A 21,850-nucleotide genomic window follows, 5' to 3' on the forward strand; every position below is an offset into this window, starting at 1 on the left:
ACGTATCGAGCAAAATATTCACGCTGAAATGTGGTGGACAATGAAAAGGTAGCAGCAGAAAGCAAATCCTATCAAGCAAATCACCAGAAATCCTTTCTTTTGTATGATGAACACGACGAGGATAAGATGAAAAAGCAAATTGAAAGCAATTACCGTCAGATAAAATCTGATGTGTTGAATATCGTTCAAAACGAAATGGAGCGCATCAAGAATGACCCGAATTTACAGCATTTGTTTTCGCAGTAAGTAACACTAATGAGTTTAAATTTCGAAATTTGCAAATTTTATATAGACACAGTATAAATTACGGTGAAATGTCATTTTGAATGTTAGTTTTCCGTATATTTGTGTATATGAAAAAGTGCTCGCAATATTTTTTCTAACTACGTATCTTATTTCAACAACAGAGTTAGGTCAGTTGTTGAAATTTCCTATGTTGGTCGAGCATTATTTCGAACATAAAGAAAAAAGCCCTCAAATTTCCGTTATTGAGTTTTTGGCACTTCATTACGAAGGCAATCACCTTGAAAATCATCCGCACGATGATGATTATGACCAGGATCAAAAGCTTCCTTTCATTATGCACGGAACTGTATTGAGCTTTTGCTTTGTATACCCCCAACCGATTTTTTTGAATCAATTCATAAAATTGATATACAAAGATCCTCTAAGGTAGTTTCTTTTGATGATTCGTTCGTTTCAAATCAGTTTCTCTCTGCTATCTGGCAGCCTCCAAAATCTTGTTAATTCTTCCTTTTTGACCGATTGATTTTTTGTAAATTCTTTTTGCACTTTGCATAAGGAAAGCTGTTTTATGCCGTTTTTGCAAATTCCTTTGAATGTAGGTTGGTATTGTACTTTGGAGAAAGAACATTGTATTTCTTTTCGATTTCTTCCACAGTAAAAAACATAACCCCATTGTATTTTGTGATAATCTATTGCATAGACTTTTCTTATAGTACGATTGTATAGAATTTCATCTTCAACTCCATTATTAGGGTATTCTTTATACGCTGCCTGATGAATTGTTGAAGTACAATTTTGTTATGCACTATACTCATAGAGGAAAGTGTTATACCATTATTATGCATTCCTATCTCCATAAAATCGGGGCTTCTTAGAATGTGATCGTCAATTGGTTAATCCTGTTATTTTTTACGATAGATACTGCCGTATCTACCTGTAATTGTATTTAATAATAATTTGATTAACAAGTAAAATTATGCTTACTAAAATCATTGAGTTTTCTGTAAGAAATAAACTCATTATAGGGCTTTTGGTCATAGCACTCATAGGAATAGGTGCTTACCAAACCACAAAACTGCCCGTTGATGCCGTGCCTGACATCACCAACAACCAGGTACAGGTTATCACGATAGCACCTTCTTTTGGTGCGACGGATATTGAACGCCTGGTTACCTTTCCCATAGAACAAGCTACGGGCAATATTTCCGGCACCAAAGAAATACGCAGCTTTTCCCGTTTTGGACTCTCGCTCGTTACCATTGTTTTTGATGATGATATAGATGTTTATTGGGCAAGACAACAGGTGCTGAACGCCTACAACAAGTACAAAGTCAAATCCCGAAAGGGATCGGTACACCGGCATTAGGCCAATTTCTACCGGCTTGGGCGAAATATACCAATATGTAGTCCGCCCCAAAAAAGGTTACGAACAAAAATATGACATCGCCGAACTGCGTACCATTCAGGACTGGATTGTACGCAGGCAGTTATTAGGCGTAAAGGGGGTTGCTGAAGTGAGTAGTTTCGGTGGCAAGCTCAAGCAATATGAAATTGCAGTAAATCCTGACAAACTCAATGCCTACGGGATTAGCATCAACGATATTTTTTCGGCTTTGGAAGAAAATAATCAAAATACCGGCGGTGCATATATCGAAAAAGGGCCTACTGTTTTATATGTCCGCAGCGAAGGCCTCATAGGCAGCCTGGAAGATATCGGTAATATCTCCATTGCCAATAAAAACAACGAAACACCTTTGTTTATCCGTGATGTGGCAAACGTGAAAATGGGTTATGCCACCCGTTATGGCGCTATGACTTACAATGACCAAGGCGAAGTTTCGGGTGCAGTAGTGATGATGCTGAAAGGTGCAAACAGCAGCGAAGTCATCAAGAATGTAAAAGCTAAAGTAGCCCAAATACAGAAAACCCTGCCCGAAGGCGTAGTCATTGAGCCTTTTCTGGACCGTACCAAAATGGTCAATAATGCCATCAGTACAGTAGAAAAAAACCTGATGGAAGGCGCACTGATTGTAGTTCTCGTTTTGGTTTTGTTCCTTGGGAATTTCAGGGCAGGATTACTGGTAGCATCGGTTATTCCGCTGGCCATGCTTTTTGCCATCTGTATGATGAATTTGTTTGGCGTAAGCGGCAACCTGATGAGCTTGGTGCCTTGGATTTCGGACTGATTATAGATGGTGCCGTCATCATTGTGGAATCGGTGATGCACCAACTGTCGCATAATGCCAGATTCCAGCAAATGACCAATTTATCCAAAAAAGAAATGAATAATACGGTAATTGGTTCTGCAGGAAAAATGATGAACAGTGCTGTTTTCGGGCAAATCATCATTCTGATCGTTTACCTTCCCATCCTAAGTTTGCAAGGTATAGAAGGCAAAATGTTCCGACCGATGGCACAGACCGTAGCCTTTGCTTTATTGGGCGCATTTTTGTTATCGCTTACCTATATCCCAATGATGAGTTCCTGGGTACTGAGCAGGAAAATCAGCCATAAACACAATCTTTCAGACAGGGTTATGCGTCGTGTAGAAGCCTTCTACCAAAAATTTTTGTTAAAAGCCATCCGCATGCCCAAGCGCATTATAGCTGGGGTTTCAATATTATTTATCGTAGCGCTTTTCGTGATGTCACGACTGGGAGGTGAGTTTATCCCATCATTGGAAGAAGGAGATTTTGCAGTAGATACCAGGGTCTTAACGGGAAGTAACCTTAATACGACCATTGCAAGTACCCAAAAGGCCGCCCATATCCTGAAAACACGCTTTCCTGAAGTGATAAAAGTAGTAACCAAAATAGGTAGCGGCGAGGTACCCACAGACCCGATGCCGATGGACGCCAGCGATATGATGGTGATTCTGAAAGACAAAAGCGAATGGACATCTGCCAAAACTTTTCTGGAACTATCCGAGAAAATGAGCAAGGCCTTGGAAGATGTACCGGGAATTACCGCAGGTTTTCAATATCCGGTAAATATGCGGTTCAATGAACTGATGACGGGTGCAAGACAGGATGTGGTCCTGAAAATTTTTGGGGATGATTTGGATTCCCTGGCAGCAACGGCTGACAAATTAGGCAAAATAATCAATACGGTGGATGGCGTACAAAACCTTTATATAGAACCTATAACCGGAATGCCCCAGGTTATTATTACCTATAACCGCCCAATGATTGCCCAATACCATTTGTCTGTAGCCGGCATCAACAAGGTGGTCAATACGGCATTTGCCGGACAAAGCACAGGTTTGGTTTTCGAAGGGGAAAAACGTTTTGATATGGTTGTAAAACTAAATGCCGACGTGCGGAAGAATTTAGAAGACGTACAGAATTTATTGATTCCTATACCTTCCGGCAATCAGATTCCACTTTCACAGTTGGCAGAAGTGCAGATCAAAGATGGTCCCAATCAAATTCAGCGGGAGAATACACAACGCAGGATTATTGTCGGCTTCAATATAAAAGGCCGGGATGTGCAAAGTATTGTTCAGGAATTGCAAGCCAAAGTGAATAAGCAAATCAAGCTTCCGGCCGGGTATTCTATTACATACGGTGGCTCGTTCGAGAATCTGAACCAGGCAAAAAGCCGTTTGATGGTTGCGGTGCCTATTTCATTGGCTTTGATATTCATTCTCTTATTTTTTGCTTTTAAATCGGTGAAGGAAAGTTTATTGATTTATACCGCAATCCCATTATCGACCATTGGCGGAATTTTCTTTTTAGCACTTCGGGGAATGCCTTTTAGCATAAGTGCCGGTATAGGTTTCATTGCACTGTTCGGCGTGGCTGTTTTAAATGGAATTGTTTTGGTCGCCGAATTCAACCGTTTAAAAAAATCAGGAATCAAAAACATTGTCCGCATCGTGGTGGACGGAACAGAATCCCGTTTGCGCCCCGTGCTGATGACCGCATTTGTGGCTTCATTGGGTTTTATTCCAATGGCGCTGAGCAATGGTGCAGGTGCAGAGGTACAACGTCCGCTGGCAACGGTAGTTATTGGTGGACTGATGGGGGCTACTTTGCTCACATTATTCGTTCTTCCTTTATTGTTCATCGCATTTGAAAAAGGTTTTACAATGAATCCATTCAAGAAAAAAGCAATCACATTATTGATTGTTTCAGGGATTTCTTTAATGGGAATGGGTTCTGTTAAAGCACAGGAAAAAATCACATTAGACAGGGCTATTGCATTGGCTGTTCAAAATAATCAAAATTTAAGGACTGAAAAACTAAAAGCAGATTATGCCAAGGCCATAATCAAAACTTCGGCTGATATTCCGCAGACCAGCATTACAGCAGATTATGGACAGATTAACGGTGCATACAACGATACCAAGTTCGGAATTTCACAGAATATCGCATTTCCAACGGTTTATAAAAGGCAGAAAGAATTGTTTACACAGGAATGGAAATACAGTTTGCTGAATGTTTCGTTGAAAGAATTTGAATTAAAAAAAGCCGTTACCCAAACTTTTTATGCCATCCTGTTCTGGCAGGAAAAGGAAAGGCTACTGCTAAAAGCAGATTCCTTATACGCTGATTTTTATGCTAAATCTTTGTTGCGCCTGCAAAAAGGAGAAAGCAATATTTTGGAAAAAACCACTGCACAGAATCAAAAGGCTGCTATCAATATCCAGTTGAAACAGGTGCAGCGGGAATTAGAAACAGCGAAGTTGCAGTGGCAATGGTTATTAAATTCGGATACGGTTTATAAAGTGGAATCCCCTGAAAAAATAATTCCGCTACAGGTGGATGAAACCGGCAAAAATCCTGTTATACAGGTTTTGGAACAGCAGAAAAATATTGCAGCGAGCCAAACCAAAGTAGAAAAATCTAAATTATTGCCCGGTTTGATGATTGGTTACAATCTCAACAGTTTCAAGGGAACGGGAGCCGATGATAAGTTATACAACGCTTCCCCTCAATTCCATTCTGTACAGGTTGGTTTTTCCATTCCTGTTTTTTCGCAGTCGCAAAGAGCGAGAATCAATGCTTCCAAAATCACGGAAAGTATTACCGAAAACCAATTGCAGGCTACAAGTGCTTATTTGCAGAACCGGTATAAACAACTCTCGGAAAACTATCAGCGCAATTTGGAAATTGTAAACTATTATGAACGTGAAGGGCTAAAAATGCGGCAGTCGTTACCGAAACAATACAGAAGCAGTTCACCAACGGAGAAATCAATTACCTGGATTTTGTAATGCTCATAAATCAAGCCATCAGTATTCAAAGTAATTACGCTGATGCTGTCAAAATACTGAACGATACTATTATACAAATCAATTATCTCAATTAAATTCTTATAACAATGTATTCATTCAATATAAAAAATAAAAGCCTGGGCAAGCTAAAAATGTTATTTCCCACTTTAGGAATATTGTTGTTGGTCCAATGCCAAAACAAACCTGAGGAAGCGGTTAAACAAGCTGTTGTAAATGAAAGCAACACCGTCGTGTTAACAGATGCCCAATTAAAGAATGCGGCGGTTGAAACGGTACGTCTTTCAGAAAAAAACATTGCTTCTGTTTTAAAACTAAATGGGAAAATAGATGTCCCGCCACAAAACCTGATTTCGGTAAACGTGCTATTGGGCGGTTTCTTGAAAAGTACCCGCTTACTGCCGGGAATGTATGTACGAAAAGGAGAAACGATTGCCGTTATGGAAGATCCACAATATATAAAGCTGCAACAGGATTATTTGCAGGCCAAATCAAAACTGCACTTTGCGCAACTGGACTATCAGCGACAAAAAGACCTTAACCAAAGCCAGGCCAGCAGCGACAAGGTGATGCAGACGGCACAGGCAGAGATGAATAACCAACAAATTATGATGAATGCCCTGGCGCAGCAATTACGTCTTATCAACATCAATCCCAATAGCCTGTCGGCGGATAAAATCACCAAAACTATTCCGGTTTACAGCGCAATCAATGGCTTTGTGAGCAAGGTAAATGTGAACATCGGGAAATACGTAAACCCTTCAGATGTATTATTTGAATTGGTCAATCCCAATGATTTGCACCTCAATCTGAAAGTCTACGAAAATGATTTAGATAAACTGAAAATCGGACAAAAACTACTGGCCTATTCCAATGCAGAACCCGATAAAAAATATCAAGGAGAGATCATTCTCATTAGTAGAAATGTTGGGGACGGTGGTATTTCGGAAGTGCATTGTCATTTTGAATCTCCCAGTGTAAGCCTATCCCCAGGCATGTATATGAATGCTGAAATAGAAGCCAAAACCACGTTCGCCCATGCCGTTCCGGAAGAAAGCGTGGTGAATTTTGAGGGAAAGGATTACGTGTTTGTGCAAACCGCAAAACAAACTTATAAAATGCTACCCGTAACCGTAGGCGCAAAAGAAAACGGCTTTGTCCAAATTGTAAACGCAGACGATTTTACAGGTAAAAACATCGTTTCTAAAAATGCCTACACGCTTCTGATGAAATTAAAAAATACGGAAGATGAAGAGTAACATCATACAGCGCAAAAAATTGCAAACCCAAGTAGTTATTGGAGTTGAGCAACCGGGTTACAATTTCAAAGACTATCATATTAAGAACTCATTTATAAAATTAAAACAATGAAAAAGATTCTCTTGATACTCAATTTGATCGTCGTGTTCCATGCATTTGGTCAGACCACAATAAATAATGCAAAACAACAGGCTAAAGAGCAGCACCGGCTGATCCTGTTAAATTTTTCCGGTTCGGATTGGTGCGTGCCCTGCATCAAAATGCACAAAACCATTTTTGAAAATGAAACTTACAAACAAATGGCTGATAGTCTTTTGGTGTATGTAAATGCTGATTTTCCCAGGAAAAAGAAAAACCAACCGCTATCCCAAACCATAAAGGAAAATGAGGCTTTGGCGGAGCAATATAATCCCGGTGGTGCTTTCCCTTATACACTTTTATTGGATGAAGATGGAAAAGTATTGAAAACCTGGGAAGGCCTCCCAAAAGTTGGTGTGGAAGGATTTACGAACGAAATCATCACCCAATATAAAAAAGTAAGAAAATGACACTAAAGGAATTTCGCAAAACCGAAAAGCTGATGGGGAATGCTTTTGAAATCACCGTTGTGGGCGCAGATGAGATTGTAGCCCATCGGCAAATTGATTCTGCCATTGCGGAGATTAAACGCATAGAGCAGTTATTTACCACATATAAATCAGATAGCCAGACAAACCTGATTAATGACAATGCCGGGATACAGCCGGTGAAGGTAGATACCGAAGTTTTTAACCTGATAGAGCGGAGCCTTCGCATCAGCAGCATTACAAACGGTTTTTTTGACATCACTTACGGTGGGGTAGATAAAGGTCTGTGGAATTTTGACAGGTCAATGACCAAGCTCCCTGATGCTGAAACAGCGAAGAAAATGGTTTATCTCATCAATTATCAAAACGTACTCCTGAACAGGGAAAGCAGTACTGTCTATCTCAAAGAAAAAGGGATGCGTATCGGTTTCGGTGGTATTGGGAAAGGTTATGCCGCAGAAATGGCTAAGGACATTTTGCAAAAGCAAGGTGTGGGTTCTGGTATCATCAATGCTTCAGGCGATTTAACCGTTTGGGGTACACAGGCAAACGGCAAACCCTGGACGATAGGAATTGCCAATCCTGATCAGGCCCGGCTGCCATTTTCTTATCTGAACCTTACAGACACGGCTATTGCCACCTCGGGCAACTATGAAAAATATGTGAAGATTGGCGGAAAAAAATATTCACACACCATCAACCCCAAAACAGGAATGCCGATTACCGGGATTAAAAGTGTAACGGTTATCTGCCCCAATGCAGAGATCGCAGATGCGATGGCTACACCTGTAAGTATTATGGGCGTTAAGGCAGGATTGGAAATGATTAACCAAATCCATCAAATAGAATGCATCATCATAGATGATAAAAACAAAATATTCACTTCAAAAAATATCAATTTATTATGAGAACAAATAAGATAATTCTGTTAGGCGCTATCGGTACATTATTGCTTGGCTCTTGCACCACTGTGAAAGAGTATCAGAAGAACAAACTCAACGATGCCGAAATGATACTGAGCAATCGTACCATAGAAAGGACTGAACTGAACTTTCAATCATACCGTGAAGGTGCTTCCGGAGCCAATGCGGGGAAAAGTGGCGGAGGTTGCGGATGTAATTAAAATCAGTGAAATGCTAACATAAAAAAGAAAAATGAAACGAATATATATAAGTGCGTTAGGACTTCTTAGTTTTTATCAGGTCCAGGCACAGCAGATAAAAGAAGATTCTGCTTCGGTAAGAAAACTAAAGGTGGATGAAGTGAACTTAGTGTCGAGTTATTACAGGCAGGATGGAAACAATTCTGCGGTAACAGGCGGTATCGGAACAGAAAAGCTGACAGATATTTCCAATATCATCAATGTAAAACTCATCCGGTATGACAAGAAAAAACGCAAGCACACCTTTGTAGGAGAATTGGGTGTAGACCACTATACTTCAGCTTCCTCTGATAGGATAGATTTGAAAGCCAATTCTTCTGCATCGAGTAGTGACACCCGAGTTTATCCATCATTAACCTGGCAACTGGAGAATGAAGAAAAAGGGAATAGTTTTATGGCAGGTGTATCTTCTTCCACGGAATTTGACTACCAGTCATTTGGGGCAAATATTGGATTCTCTAAGAAAACAGCCAATAAAATGGGGGAATTTACGGCTAATCTTCATGGGTATCTCGATCAGGTAAAACTTATTGCGCCAATAGAATTGAGAACCTACGGAACAAAGGAAGACGCCGGAACAAAAGGTCGGAATACTTTCGCAGCATCACTTTCCTATTCGCAGATTATCAATGCCAATTTGCAGCTCGTATTTCTTGTAGATGCCGTTCAGCAAAATGGACTATTGAGCCTGCCGTTCCACCGGGTATATTTTTCTGATAATAGTGTACATCAGGAAAAACTTCCCGATAATAGGTTCAAACTTCCTTTGGGGTTCCGTGCCAATTATTTCTTAGGTGACAGGTTCATTATTCGTACCTACTACCGCTATTATACAGATAACTGGGGTATAAATTCCCATACTTTCAACATAGAAACACCCGTAAAATTATCTCCTTTTGTCTCGCTCAGTCCTTTCTACAGGTATTATACACAGACTGCGGTGAAGTATTTCGGTGCTTATCAGACACACAGCGAATCAAACGAGTTTTATACCAGCAATTATGATCTGTCCAAATTCAACAGCCAGTTCTTTGGTATGGGTGCGCGTTTCAATCTTCCTAACGGATTATTCGGAATCTCAAAATTCAATATGATTGAGATTCGCTATGGGCATTATACAAAAACAACGGGTATGAAGGGTGATATTATTTCGTTGAACCTCAAGTTTAAATAAAAATGAAATATCTATTCTTAGTATTCCTTGTATGCCCAACGTTACTTTTTTCTCAAAGATGGAGGCAGACAGTAGCGTAATATCCCAAAAGACAGATCCTGTATATCAGTTTTCGGCAAAGAAGCTCATCATTCCTTCAGTTCTGGTATCGTATGGTATTTTAAGTTTAATGTCCGATGACTTGAAAAAGCTTAACCAATCGACCCGTTACGAGAGCATGGAACATATCTTGCCCGGAGCCAAGATTGACAACTATACACAGTATGTACCTGCTATTGCCGTTTATGGACTAAATCTGGTCGGTGTAAAAGGGAAGCACAATTTTAAGGATAGAACCATCATTTATATAACCTCACAACTCCTATCGGCAGCAATCGTTTTACCCACCAAACAGTTAGTTGGCGAGGAACGTCCGGATGGTTCCAGTAAGACTTCTTTTCCATCAGGTCATACGGCTACGGCTTTTTCATCCGCACATTTTATGTTCAGGGAATATAACGAAACCAATTTTTGGCTAAGTATTTCCGGCTACCCGATTGCTGCCATGACAGGCATCTACCGGGTTTTTAATGACAAACATTGGGTTGGGGATGTAATTGCCGGTGCAGGTATTGGCATTCTGTCTACAGAAATGGCTTATTGGTTATTTCCGACCATTTCAAAATGGTTTACCGGCAAAAAGAATCAGTCATCATTGGTTATTCTGCCCACTTATCAAACAAAACAATTTGGATTAGGAATTATTAAAATATTTTAAAAAATGAAAAAAGAAAATAAAAATCAGTTTACGGCAACCCACCGGATCTTACATTGGTCGGTTGCACTATTAATGTCTGTTTTATTTATTACCGGATTTTTACGGATGTACTGGATGAGCAAAAAAACAATTATTAATACCGTTCAAACCGGGATGCAAAGGCACAACATTTCCCTGGAAAAGGAACAGATAATATCTATGGTAAAAAGCATTCAAAAACCGATGTGGGAATGGCATGAATATGCTGCCTACATGATGGTTCTGGCATTTTTGGCAAGGATAGTTTATATGCTTGTAAAGGGAATTAAATTTCCTGATCCGTTGAAGAAATCCCAGTCGGTAAAGGAAAGAATGCAAGGATTTATTTATATCGTTTTTTACTTGTTTGTCGCCGTTTCTATCATTACGGGATTTTACCTGAAATGGGTAGATGGCCAATGGAGTGACCAGATATCTGCGATACACAAATGGGCAGTTTATTGGTTCCCGATATTCATTTTATTGCATTTTGGCGGAATCGTAATTGGTGAATTGACAAATAAAAGAGGAATCGTTTCCAAGATGATCGGTGGAGAATAAATAAATAATTCATATTAAAAAATAATTGGTAACCTATTAATTTAGTTATTCCGAAAGCAGTTTCAATACTTGAAACTAATCATCTAAAATTAAAAAATATGACAACCTATAATATTCCAAAACATCTCACAGGTCTTTCGGAAGAAGAGCTAAAAATTTCCCAAAATAAATTTGGTTATAACCACTCAGACAGTATAAAAAAGAATACCTGGTACAATATGTTATTGGCTATTCTCAAAGAACCGATGTTGCTTTTACTCATTGCAGTGGCTGTCATCTATGTGATTGTGGGCAATTATTCCGAAGCGGCTTTTATGTTGGGAGCAATCATAGCTGTTTCAGGTATCTCATTCTATCAGGACAATCGCAGCAAAAAGGCACTGGAAGCGCTGCAAAAACTGAACGAACCACTCAGCACGGTTATCCGAAATTCAAAAGTAATACAAATTGCTACCCACGAAATTGCCGTGGGCGATTTATGCATTACTGAGGAAGGAAAAATGATTAATGCCGATGGTGAAATAGTGCACAGCAATGATTTTTCCGTAAATGAAGCCTCTCTTACAGGAGAAAGTTTTTCTGTGTTTAAAAATCAGGATACCGAAGACAGAAAAATATATAGCGGTACTTTGACAGTTTCAGGACTGGCGGTTTTTAAAGTAGAAAAAATCGGTTCAGAAACCAAGCTGGGAAAAATCGGAAAATCCATTCAGGAGATTAAAGAAGAGCGTTCACCACTGCAAATCCAGATTACCAAATTTGTAAAATGGATGGCAGTTATTGGAATAGTGGTTTTTCTGATGGTTTGGGCATACAGTTTCTGGCAATCACGGAATATTATAGAAAGTCTATTGGTCGGGCTGACTTTGGCAATGTCCATTTTACCGGAAGAAATTCCCGTGGCTTTCACTACGTTTATGGCATTGGGAGCGTGGAAACTAATGCGTGAAGGTATAATAATCAAGCGTAGCAGCGTGGTAGAAACACTGGGAAGCACTACTGTAATTTGTACAGATAAAACCGGAACAATTACTGAAAACTCCATGCGACTGAAAGCCCTTTTCGATTACAAATCCAATCAGGTTTTTGACGAAGAACGTTTCAATGCACCCGAACTTTCCGAACTCATTGAGTTTGCGATGTGGAGCAGTGAACCCGTTCCGTTTGATCCGATGGAAAAAACACTTCATGAGATTTATGAGCAAGCTCAACCGAATGACCGACGGAAAGATTTTCAAATGGTGCACGAATATCCGTTGGACGGTAAGCCTCCGATGATGACGCATCTTTTTGAAAACCATTCTGGCGAAAGAATAGTGGCAGCCAAAGGTGCTCCCGAAGCCATTCTTGCTGTTTCCAATCTTTCGGAATACGAAAAAGACAAACTGCGTCAGCATATCAGTGATTTTGGCAAACAAGGTTACCGGATATTAGGCGTTGCCAAATGTTATTTTAAGGGAAACAATTTTCCCGAAAAACAGCAGGATTTCAATTTTGATTTTTTAGGATTTACTGTGTTTTACGACCCTCCTAAAAAATATCCAGCAAGTATTCAAGAAAATTTACGATGCCGGAATTAAAGTAAAAGTGATTACAGGCGACAATGCCGACACCACAAATGCCATTGCCCGACAAGCGGGTATTGTCAACCATACTCCGGCTGTTAATGGTGCTGAAATCATTCATCATTCCGAAGTAGAATTAATAGAGCTTTCAAAGACAACAACCTTATTTACAAGGATGTTTCCCGAAGCAAAGCTGGCAATAGTAAACGCTTTGAAGCAAAACGGAGAAGTGGTGGCTATGTTGGGTGATGGTGTGAACGATGCCCCTGCACTGAAAGCCGCTCATATTGGTGTCGCTATGGGAAACAAAGGAACAGAAATAGCCAAAGCAGCAGCCTCACTGGTGATTACCAACGATGATTTAGACAAACTCATTACAGGAATTGCTGCAGGGCGCCGGATTTACGCCAATATCAAAAAAGCTATTCAGTATATTATCTCTATTCATATTCCGATTATTCTCACCGTTTCACTGCCTTTGTTTTTAGGTTGGATTTACCCGCATATTTTTACGCCGGTACATGTTATTTTTCTGGAGCTCATTATGGGGCCAACCTGTTCCATTGTCTATGAAAACGAACCGATAGAGAAAAATGCAATGTTACAAAAGCCACGTAAAATGACAGAAACCTTTCTGAACCGGAAAGAATTAAGCATCAGCATTATTCAAGGCTTGATAATTACAGCAGGTGTATTATTCGTTTATCAATTTGCCGTTCAAAAGGGAAGTAACGAAGAAACTACAAGAGCAATGGTTTTTACTACCTTAATTTTTTCCAATATATTTTTGAGTCTAGCGAACCGCTCTCTCACTTATAGTATATTCGACAGCTTCAAATACAAAAACCGTTTATTTCCGGTTATCATCGGAGCAACGTTGGCATTACTTTTTGCCATATTGTATATACCCCGTTTTGCTGATTTCTTTAATGTAACCGGGTTGAACATCCCGGAATTAGGAATGTCGTATTTAATTTCGGCGGCTTCGGTTCTGTGGTTTGAGATGTATAAATGGATAAAAAGAAGATAATAAAGCAATGATTTTGCAATGCGAGATTACTTTTAAAACCTCCACAAAGGAAAATATGCCGTGAATATCGTAATTGGTGAATTGACAAATAAAAAAGGAATCGTATCCAAGATGATTGATGGAGAATAAAATAATTTAAACTAAACAATATAAATAACTACAAAAATGGAATTGGAAAAACATTATGTAAACAGAGTGGGTTGGCTAAGGGCGGCTGTTTTAGGCGCTAATGACGGATTGCTTTCCACCACAAGTATTGTAATCGGCGTTGCCGCCGCAGAGCCCAACCGACATGCTATAATTTTGGCAGCTTTGGCAGGAACCATCGCAGGCGCTATGTCGATGGCCGCAGGAGAATATGTTTCTGTAAGCTCACAGTCGGATACAGAAAGTCGGACATCAACAGGGAGAAGATGGAGTTAGAAAAAATGCCTGAAATTGAACTCCACGAATTAGCAAAAATTTATGAAAAAAGAGGGGTAAGCAAAGAAACCGCAATGCTCGTCGCGAAAAAAACTAACAGATCACGACGCTTTAGAAGCACATGCAAAAGATGAATTGGGAATAAATGAAATTACGATAGCAAAGCCTTTTCAGGCCTCCATAGCATCTTTTTTCTCCTTTCTTTCAGGTGCTGCATTGCCAATGATTCTCGCAATTTTTGCTCCAGAAAAAGATATGGTGTATTACCAATATGCTTTTTCAATTGTTTTTCTGATGATTTTGGGGGCTTTAGCGGCTAAAACCGGAGGATCCAACATTGGGGTAGCGTCATGAGAATCTGCTTCTGGGGAACTATTGCAATGGCCGTAACTGCTATTGTAGGGCATGTATTTGGTGTAAATGTTTCCTGAGAAAGATGAATAACAAAATCAAATGAATATTCAATTTTAATATGAATGACAACTGAATATCGATGCAAATGTACTTAGAAAGAATAAAGAAGTATGTAGTCCGCCTATTTGAATTGCGGACTACACCGGATCTGTGCTACCATAATCTGGAACATACACAGACCGTTGTTAAAAACGCAACCGAAATGGCAGATTTTATCATTTAAACGATAAGGAAAGATTTGTTTTGTTCGCAGCGGCATGGTTTCATGATACCGGTCAATTATTGGGGCCAATGGATGGTCATGAAAAAGAGGGGCATATATTATGGAACAATTTCTACATAGCCAGAAAGTTGATCCCAGTACTATTGCTGAAATAAGCAAAGCAATTATGGCAACAGTGTTAAACGCTGAACCTGAAGGTTTGATCGAAGAGATTTTAAGGGACGCTGATGTATATCATTTAGGAACCCATGATTTTCGACAAATAGATAAACTTGTATGGAAAGAAACAGAGCAACGTACCAAGAAAAAAATAGCTGATAAATTACAAAAATCATTGGTCTTTCTCAATAAGCACCAATTTTATACCACTTATTGCAAGGACAGGCTCTTAGCCGGAAAGAATGCGAATGTGGCTTATCTCAAAAGTTTGATAAAGGCTTCTTAAGAATGCAAATAATTTTATTATTGAATATTTATGATTTAATACAAGGGAAACACTTTAACGAATAACCATTTTAAACTAGCTTTTAAATGAAAGATTATTGTAAAAATATAATAAGAGAATTAGATGATGAAATTAATGAGTTATCTGTCGAATTGAATGACTCTTTAGCGATATACGAAAAGGCTATTGGCTTAACTATAGAAAAAATAGCTGATTTAAAACAATTTGTAGTAAAAATTGGGTTTAAAGACATTAATGAAGAAATCCACTTTTTCAAAAATCTGAAACCTACCATTGTTTCAAAACTAATTTACTATAATGCCATTTATAAAATTGAAACTAAGAAGCCTAATGACGCAAAGGCTATTCGGAAATACTTTAGAGAAGAATTGAAAAAATTGAAAAGGTATTTTGACAACAATCTCGAATTTTATAAATACTACCGAACGAACAATTCCTTTGTCGATGAAAAGCTGTTTGTTCTAGGAAAACATGATATAAAATTAAGTTTGGACACTGTTTATTTTGAAACAGACCATAGATTTTCCACTTCCCACGATTATAAAGCTGCAAAGATTATTGCCAATGACCTGATACAACTCTATCTTGAAGATCAGCTAAATAATACTAATTATAATTGTAATCATAAAAAATCCAATAACCCACCTTTAAACTGGACAGGCAACAAAACCGCTTTAACCGAATTGATTTACGCCTTATATTCACAAGGGGTATTTAGAAATGCAGACATCAAAGTCATCGCCAAAACATTTGAAAGTACATTCAATATCAGTTTGGGTGACTTTTATCATACATTTATGGAACTTAAATCCAGAAAAATAAACCGGACGAAGTTTCTTGACAGCCTATGCGCTGCGCAACTCCCTGTGAAAAAGAAAGGGATTACCTTAAACAATATGCGTAGCCTTTTTTTCACTGATAAATAAATGTCTCCAGCTTTTGGGGGTAAGTCCATCATCTGATAAGACTCGTCTATCAAGTGATCTGCTTTTGCTGAAATATTGCGTTCTTGACGCTCGATTTCAGAAAGTATAGTACTCAATGAGAAATTCATATCCTATAAATTTTATAAGCGGAAAATTCCGCAAATACAAAATTTATACTTTAAAATGAATAAAAAGCCCAAGCTATGCCCAACTTGGGTAAGATTTTTCTATCCAAAGTGTAATAAAAGAAAGACATTAGACCCGGGCATACTCAATCAGGCTGTTTTGTATGGAGGTTAATTCACTGTGCTGCAATCCCCATTCAATCATAGATTCAAGGACTGTTTTGAACGATTCACCCGATTGGGTCAGTTCATACTCCACCGTAATCGTAGTAGAAAAAGATACCGCAGATATTATCTCTTATCAAAAAAACAGGGCAGATAATGTGAAGCTGGAAATCGAAACTAATTAGAGGCGGGTGAGGCAGAATAGTGCAGGGATTATTGAAAGTGAAATGGAACGCATTAAGAATGACCCAGATTTACAGCGTTTGGTACTACAGGAAAAGTAGCCAGTCACGGACTTGCTTTCACCAGGGGCATTTTTTACCCTGCAAAATAAGTATTCAATTGTTTTATTGAATATAAGGAGTGGTTTTTATACCTTTATGGAAACAGAAAATAAATATGCGATATTTCATTTTTTTATTTGCCGCTATGCTGCTATTCAGCACTGGAATATCTGCACAGAAAAAACAGGAGTTTTATGAAATAAAGTTTATCATTTTAACACCATAGAACAGGAAAATATTATTGATAAATATTATGAAAAAGCCTTTATTCCTGCCGCTCACAAATTGGGAATAAAAAGTATTGGTGTGTTTAAACCGATTGCAAATGATACGGCAACAAAAAATACATATATGTAATTCTTCCTTTAGCTTCTGCAGAGCAAATGATTAGCATACCTTCCCAACTTGAAAGAAACGCTGACTACATGAAAGCAGGAGATGAATATATCAATGCCCCGTATACGACCCCACCGTATACACGATTTGAATCTATTTTTTTAAAAGCATTCAAAACAGCACCGCTGATGCAATTGCCTAAGCTTAGCTTACCGAAAGCAGAACACGTGTATGAGTTAAGAAGTTACGAAGGACATACTGAAAAGATTTATCGTAATAAGGTGCACATGTTTAATGAAGGGGGTGAGGTGCCTCTTTTTAAAAGATTAAACTTCAATGCAGTTTTTTATGCGGAGGTAATTACAGGCAGCCATATGCCCAACCTTATGTATATGACAAGTTTTGAAAACATGAAAGATCGAGATGCCCATTGGAAAACTTTCGGAGACGATAATGAATGGAAAACTTTGTCTGCAAAACCCGAATATCAAAAAAATGTTTCCAAGGCAGACATCATACTGATGAAGGCTACTGCTTATTCAGACTATTAAACCTTTCAGCTAAAACCCTACTTCCCTTATAATGTCCGTCTTCAAAGAAAAGTTCACCGGTATTGTGTTAAATTCTAAAGGAGGCATACTGGCATGAGATTAAAGTTAAAGAACAAAATAACACACAAAATAATGAAATGAGTAATTTCGATAACTATTTCGACAACCATTATATCCATAAAACTAATTGGCTTAGAGCGGCAGTCCTTGGTGCAAATAATGTTATATTATCAGTGGCCAGCATTGCTATTGGTGTAGCTATGGCCATTGACTTTTGCTACGTGTCATTAGTGGTCATTGTAACAAAGACAAAGTAACCCTAAAAAATATCATGACAAGTTAAAAATAAAGCGACTAACAAACAATGGAAAAAGCATTAAAACCAGAAGATATTACAGACTTATTTTTGGAATACATAAACACAGGAAATATTGATGGACTAATATCAATATATGAAGATGACGCTGTTTTAATTACAGACAGAAATCACTCATTTGCTAAAGGTAAAGTAGAAATAGGAGATTTTTACATTTCATTATTGGTTGATAAACCTATATTTGAAAAAGGTCAACAGCGACCAGCAATTATCAATGGAAATTTAGCGTTGACTTCATCCAGACTTTTAAATGGATTTGTGACTGCCGAAGTTGCGCGACAACAAAATGACGGAACTTGGAAATGGAGTATTGACCAGCCAATTATTGCTATTGAGAAAGATGAAAAATAGAACAACGAACCGCTAACAGGGTATTTGCAATAGTGGGGCTTGACATTAAATGCTCGACTTTGGTAATTCTATTTAACTTTAGGACAAAACTCGGCTGACGGTTCGCTATTTCCGCACCATCCCAAATTCTAATTTTAAAATATGACAGATTCAAATAATAAAGAGATTAACTATACATCATTAGATATTGCTATTAAAAGAAGTAATGACTTAGAAAAGGATTTACATCTTAATCCTCAAAACATAGAGTTTTAACTGGAGATAGACCTACTGGGAATTTGCACATTGGACATTATTTTGATTCATTACAAAATAGAGTTCGTTTGCAAGATTTGGGTGTGGAAACCTATATTTTAATTGCAGATTATCAAGTATTAACTGATAGAGATATTTTTCAGGATATTTCTAAATTCGTTACAGAACTTACTTTAGATTATTTGGCTTGTGGATTAGACCCTTTAAAAAATAAGACACATATTTTTTCCCCATAGTCACATACCGGAACTTAATCAACTAACGATACCATTTTTATCATTGGTTTCAAATGCAGAACTTAATAGAAATCCCACTACAAAGGAAGAAATTACAGCTTCGGGTCAAAGTGTTATCAATGCCGGAATGTATACATATCCCGTTCATCAGGCGGCTGATATTTTATTTTGTAAAAGTGATGTTGTTCCTGTCGGGAAAGACCAACTCCCTCATATTGAAATGGCAAGAACAATAACAAAAAGGTTTAATACGAAATTTAAAACAAATGTTTTTAAAGAACCGATTGGTTTATTAAGTGAAACTCCTGTGATTTTAGGAATAGATGGTTCTCAAAAAATGAGTAAGAGCAGGAATATTCCATCCCATTTTTTTGTACTTTTGTAATTGATTTACAAGGAAATTCGAAGAATTTGAATGCGATGAGCACCATTACTAAATCGTTACCGACAACGATAGATCGCCTCGTAAGCTGTTATTTATAAGCTACTTTACGATTGTGAGTTTACCAAGTGGTGTATTTTTGCCTTACAGTGGTGTAAAAACAAATATTCTTTACTTTGACAGAAAAGGTTCTACATCTAAAATCTGGTATTATGATGTAACACCACCGTATAAGTTAACCAAGAATAAACCGATTGCTTATGAACACATGCAGGAGTTTGTAGAATTGTTTAAAAACCCAAGCAAGAGAAATCATACTAATGGTAAATCAGTCGAAGGTTGTAATGATTGGACTGTTTCTGTTGAAGACATTGTAGATTATGACATCAGTGCCAAAAATCCAAATAAGGTTGTTGAAGTGGAACACTTAATACCAACCAAAATTTTATCTAAAATTAAAGATAATGATAAAAAGATAAATGATCTTATGAACCAAATTGAATTTTTGATACATGGATAAGTGGGTAGAAATGAAATTACATGATGTTGTATTATTTTCAGGAGGTTCACAGCCACCTAAGTCTACCTTTTCAAATACTTTAAAGGAAGGTTATATTAGATTGATTCAAATAAGGGATTATAAGTCTGATGATAACATAGTTATGTACAAAAGATTAAAGCAAAAAAATTCTGTACTAAAGATGATGTAATGATAGGGAGATACGGTCCACCAGTATTTCAAATTTTAAGAGGGCTAGAAGGGGCTTATAATGTAGCTTTAATGAAAGCGATACCTAATGAGAGTCTAATTACTAAAGATTACCTTTTTAATTTCTTATCATCGCCAAGCATTCAAGATTACATTATTGGTCTATCTCAAAGATCGGCCGGACAGTCAGGAGTAAATAAAAAGGCTTTAGAAGATTATCCTATATTGGTCCCTCCAATTTCTGTTCAGAACAGAATAGTAGATATTTTAGAAAACTCTATTTGTAAAATTAATACTTCTATTTCTTTACTTGAAGAGAATCTAAAATACTCAAAAGCATTTCTTTTGAGTATTTTAGATGAAGAGTTTGGTAAATTAGATTGTAAACAAGTAGAAATTGGACAAATTTTAGAAAAAACTAGTAACATGAATCCAATAACTGAACTTAAAGATGGAGAATTTACTTATATTGATATTACATCTATCAATAACGTACAATATTCAATAGATAATCCTAAAATTCTTAAAGGTAAAGATGCTCCGAGTAGAGCAAAAAAAGCGCTAAAATATGGTGATATTGTTTTTGCTACAACTCGACCAAATTTAAAAAATATTGCTATTGTCAATAAAGATTACATTAATCCAATTGCCTCTACTGGTTTTTGTGTTTTAAGACCATTAGATACAAAGTTGAATAATGAATACTTGTTCTATTTTTTAACCTCTCAAAAGGTTCAAGAATTAATTACTCCATTTATTAAAGGAGCGCAATATCCTGCAATTTCAGATAAAGATTTGTTATCAATAAAAATTCCTTTGCCCAATTCTATAAGTGAACAGAAAAAAATAGTTTCAACTATAAAATTAATAACGGATACAACTAACCGCTTTATTAATGAAATTCAGATTAAACTGGACAATATGAAAGCGTTAAAAAGTAGTTTATTAGATCAGGCATTTAAAGGGGAATTGTAATAGTAGCTTCCCACATAAAGAAAGATTATGTGGGAAGCTATGTTATAAACGGAATAGTTTATCGGATTGTGATAAAGACAACACTTCGTATTGACTAATATCAATATTACTCGGTATTTTATCCCGTAGAATAGGAACAATATATTGACCATTTAGACTATTAGCAACCTCGACCAATGTGTTCAATTGATTATCGTGAATATTCTCTAATTGATCATGTAAAATAAAATGAAGGCATCTTATATCTAAATTATCAGCAAATTGGATATAGGCAAAATCAAAAGCAGCTATTTGCCCCTTTTTCTTACCTGTACTTGGATTTCCTTCGATATTAGTTACAATTAAATCGTATCCTATGTCCTTTTTTCTGGGTGTAAGTATGTAGTTCTCATCATAAAGTATCTCAGACATTTTTGTGAAATACTTATTAAATTGAGTGACTCTACTTGTTATTAAATCGTCATTAGAGGTAATGTCCTCATTGATAAGACCCAATTCACGTTCAATTCTGTCTATTTTTTCATTAGAAACTTCCCAAAGCCGTTTTTGCTCTTCTAAATTACCTTTACGCTCAAACTGTTTGTTTAATTCTGTAACAATTTTTTCTAAATCTTCGATTACTCCTGATTTTTGAATTATAGTAGTCAAGCTAAATTCTTGATCACGTAATTTCGATAAATCAGTTCTTAATTTTTTCAGTTTTATATCTAAATCAGGTAATTCTTTTGTAATATAGTCTAATTTTTCAGAAATAAGCTCATTGTGAAATTTCAATGTCTCTTCAAAAGTGACTTGAATATCAGGAATTAAAGCATTTGCTTTATTATACAAACTTCTTATTTGGTTTGTGTTTATATTAGCATATTCCTGTTCTAAATCGTCTTTACTTTCTATAATTAAATCTCTTCTTACTTCCAATTGACTAATTTGTGTTGCCGTACGATTAAGTTCATATTTTACTTGATTAAGCTTTTCAATATCCTCGTCATATTGCTCATTGAGATTGAAATTCCCTTTCTGTTCGTCGAGCTCTTTTATTTTATCGTTATGGAAAGCTAATTTTTGTTCAATTAAAGAA

24 protein-coding genes and 2 pseudogenes are annotated in these 21,850 nt (G+C 37.2%); 24 read left to right on the forward strand and 2 right to left on the reverse strand.

Annotation, left to right across the window (positions count from 1 at the left end):
* The first annotated feature begins 30 nt into the window (after nucleotides 1–30).
* The 16 genes and pseudogenes from L950_RS16555 to L950_RS16620 all read left to right on the forward strand — a co-directional run bounded on the left by L950_RS16555 (nucleotide 31) and on the right by L950_RS16620 (nucleotide 16,027).
* On the forward strand, nucleotides 31–246 hold the full coding sequence (locus L950_RS16555) for a hypothetical protein (protein ID WP_021188762.1): 216 nt from the start codon (nucleotides 31–33) through the stop codon (nucleotides 244–246).
* 976 nt (nucleotides 247–1,222) lie between these two features.
* Complete coding sequence (locus L950_RS35635) at nucleotides 1,223–1,612, forward strand: efflux RND transporter permease subunit (protein WP_197086481.1); 390 nt, start codon at nucleotides 1,223–1,225, stop codon at nucleotides 1,610–1,612.
* 16 nt (nucleotides 1,613–1,628) lie between these two features.
* Nucleotides 1,629–4,261: pseudogene (locus tag L950_RS33620) on the forward strand (efflux RND transporter permease subunit); the annotation flags it as partial.
* A gap of 138 nt (nucleotides 4,262–4,399) precedes the next feature.
* Complete coding sequence (locus tag L950_RS33625; RefSeq protein ID WP_231577351.1) at nucleotides 4,400–5,464, forward strand: TolC family protein; 1,065 nt, start codon at nucleotides 4,400–4,402, stop codon at nucleotides 5,462–5,464.
* Nucleotides 5,465–5,571: 107 nt separating this feature from the next.
* Nucleotides 5,572–6,741: an efflux RND transporter periplasmic adaptor subunit gene (locus tag L950_RS16570; RefSeq protein ID WP_021188764.1), complete on the forward strand. Its 1,170-nt coding sequence runs from the start codon at nucleotides 5,572–5,574 to the stop codon at nucleotides 6,739–6,741.
* A 108-nt stretch (nucleotides 6,742–6,849) separates the two neighbouring features.
* Nucleotides 6,850–7,290, forward strand: a complete 441-nt coding sequence (locus tag L950_RS16575) for a thioredoxin family protein (protein ID WP_021188766.1) — start codon at nucleotides 6,850–6,852, stop codon at nucleotides 7,288–7,290.
* Complete coding sequence (locus L950_RS16580; protein WP_021188767.1) at nucleotides 7,287–8,216, forward strand: FAD:protein FMN transferase; 930 nt, start codon at nucleotides 7,287–7,289, stop codon at nucleotides 8,214–8,216. Before L950_RS16575 ends, L950_RS16580 begins: the two co-directional genes overlap by 4 nt.
* Nucleotides 8,213–8,431 carry a DUF4266 domain-containing protein gene (locus L950_RS16585; protein WP_021188768.1) on the forward strand — a complete coding sequence of 73 codons (219 nt, stop codon included), beginning with the start codon at nucleotides 8,213–8,215 and terminating at the stop codon, nucleotides 8,429–8,431. Before L950_RS16580 ends, L950_RS16585 begins: the two co-directional genes overlap by 4 nt.
* 31 nt (nucleotides 8,432–8,462) lie before the next feature.
* Complete coding sequence (locus L950_RS16590) at nucleotides 8,463–9,644, forward strand: DUF3570 domain-containing protein (protein ID WP_021188769.1); 1,182 nt, start codon at nucleotides 8,463–8,465, stop codon at nucleotides 9,642–9,644.
* A gap of 58 nt (nucleotides 9,645–9,702) precedes the next feature.
* Nucleotides 9,703–10,401: a phosphatase PAP2 family protein gene (locus tag L950_RS16595; RefSeq protein ID WP_021188770.1), complete on the forward strand. Its 699-nt coding sequence runs from the start codon at nucleotides 9,703–9,705 to the stop codon at nucleotides 10,399–10,401.
* Nucleotides 10,402–10,404: 3 nt separating this feature from the next.
* Nucleotides 10,405–10,980, forward strand: a complete 576-nt coding sequence (locus L950_RS16600; RefSeq protein ID WP_021188771.1) for a cytochrome b/b6 domain-containing protein — start codon at nucleotides 10,405–10,407, stop codon at nucleotides 10,978–10,980.
* A gap of 98 nt (nucleotides 10,981–11,078) precedes the next feature.
* Nucleotides 11,079–12,560 (forward strand): cation-translocating P-type ATPase, encoded by a 1,482-nt coding sequence (locus tag L950_RS33630; RefSeq protein WP_231577349.1) that lies wholly within the window; start codon nucleotides 11,079–11,081, stop codon nucleotides 12,558–12,560.
* 7 nt (nucleotides 12,561–12,567) lie between these two features.
* Entirely contained in the window at nucleotides 12,568–13,575 is a 1,008-nt protein-coding gene (locus tag L950_RS33635) for an HAD-IC family P-type ATPase (RefSeq protein WP_231577350.1), read from the forward strand.
* 165 nt (nucleotides 13,576–13,740) lie between these two features.
* Nucleotides 13,741–14,352, forward strand: a pseudogene (locus L950_RS16610) (VIT family protein).
* Between the two features lie 383 nt (nucleotides 14,353–14,735).
* Nucleotides 14,736–15,080: a hypothetical protein gene (locus tag L950_RS30370; protein WP_021188772.1), complete on the forward strand. Its 345-nt coding sequence runs from the start codon at nucleotides 14,736–14,738 to the stop codon at nucleotides 15,078–15,080.
* Between the two features lie 86 nt (nucleotides 15,081–15,166).
* A complete protein-coding gene (locus L950_RS16620; protein ID WP_021188773.1) occupies nucleotides 15,167–16,027 on the forward strand; it encodes an RteC domain-containing protein in 861 nt (286 codons plus the stop codon).
* A gap of 255 nt (nucleotides 16,028–16,282) precedes the next feature.
* On the opposite strand, the gene L950_RS37385 is transcribed toward L950_RS16620, so the two are convergent.
* On the reverse strand, nucleotides 16,283–16,411 hold the full coding sequence (locus L950_RS37385) for a winged helix-turn-helix transcriptional regulator (RefSeq protein WP_197086483.1): 129 nt from the start codon (nucleotides 16,409–16,411) through the stop codon (nucleotides 16,283–16,285).
* On the opposite strand from L950_RS37385, the gene L950_RS35640 reads away from it, so the two are divergent.
* The 8 genes from L950_RS35640 (at nucleotide 16,374) to L950_RS30390 (ending at nucleotide 20,772) form a co-directional block, all read left to right on the forward strand.
* Entirely contained in the window at nucleotides 16,374–16,502 is a 129-nt protein-coding gene (locus L950_RS35640) for a hypothetical protein (RefSeq protein ID WP_262507119.1), read from the forward strand. The two genes, L950_RS37385 and L950_RS35640, sit on opposite strands and share 38 nt — an antisense overlap.
* A 524-nt stretch (nucleotides 16,503–17,026) precedes the next feature.
* Entirely contained in the window at nucleotides 17,027–17,488 is a 462-nt protein-coding gene (locus tag L950_RS30375; protein ID WP_021188775.1) for an NIPSNAP family protein, read from the forward strand.
* A 137-nt stretch (nucleotides 17,489–17,625) separates the two neighbouring features.
* On the forward strand, nucleotides 17,626–17,805 hold the full coding sequence (locus L950_RS27975; RefSeq protein WP_084825473.1) for a hypothetical protein: 180 nt from the start codon (nucleotides 17,626–17,628) through the stop codon (nucleotides 17,803–17,805).
* Between the two features lie 47 nt (nucleotides 17,806–17,852).
* Nucleotides 17,853–18,215, forward strand: a complete 363-nt coding sequence (locus tag L950_RS16630; RefSeq protein WP_021188776.1) for a hypothetical protein — start codon at nucleotides 17,853–17,855, stop codon at nucleotides 18,213–18,215.
* 278 nt (nucleotides 18,216–18,493) lie between these two features.
* Nucleotides 18,494–18,706, forward strand: coding sequence for a hypothetical protein (locus tag L950_RS35645; protein WP_052764441.1), 213 nt, complete (start codon nucleotides 18,494–18,496; stop codon nucleotides 18,704–18,706).
* A gap of 43 nt (nucleotides 18,707–18,749) precedes the next feature.
* Nucleotides 18,750–19,091, forward strand: a complete 342-nt coding sequence (locus L950_RS35650; RefSeq protein ID WP_052764442.1) for a hypothetical protein — start codon at nucleotides 18,750–18,752, stop codon at nucleotides 19,089–19,091.
* A gap of 112 nt (nucleotides 19,092–19,203) precedes the next feature.
* Complete coding sequence (locus L950_RS26805) at nucleotides 19,204–19,608, forward strand: hypothetical protein (RefSeq protein WP_021188777.1); 405 nt, start codon at nucleotides 19,204–19,206, stop codon at nucleotides 19,606–19,608.
* A 153-nt stretch (nucleotides 19,609–19,761) separates the two neighbouring features.
* Nucleotides 19,762–20,772, forward strand: coding sequence for a restriction endonuclease subunit S (locus tag L950_RS30390; protein WP_262507120.1), 1,011 nt, complete (start codon nucleotides 19,762–19,764; stop codon nucleotides 20,770–20,772).
* Between the two features lie 42 nt (nucleotides 20,773–20,814).
* On the opposite strand, the gene L950_RS16645 is transcribed toward L950_RS30390, so the two are convergent.
* On the reverse strand, nucleotides 20,815–21,850 hold a 1,036-nt coding region (locus tag L950_RS16645), incomplete at its 5' end, for a DUF2326 domain-containing protein (protein WP_021188779.1).

It is taken from the genome of Sphingobacterium sp. IITKGP-BTPF85, assembly GCF_001006065.1.
GTDB lineage: Bacteria > Bacteroidota > Bacteroidia > Sphingobacteriales > Sphingobacteriaceae > Sphingobacterium > Sphingobacterium anhuiense.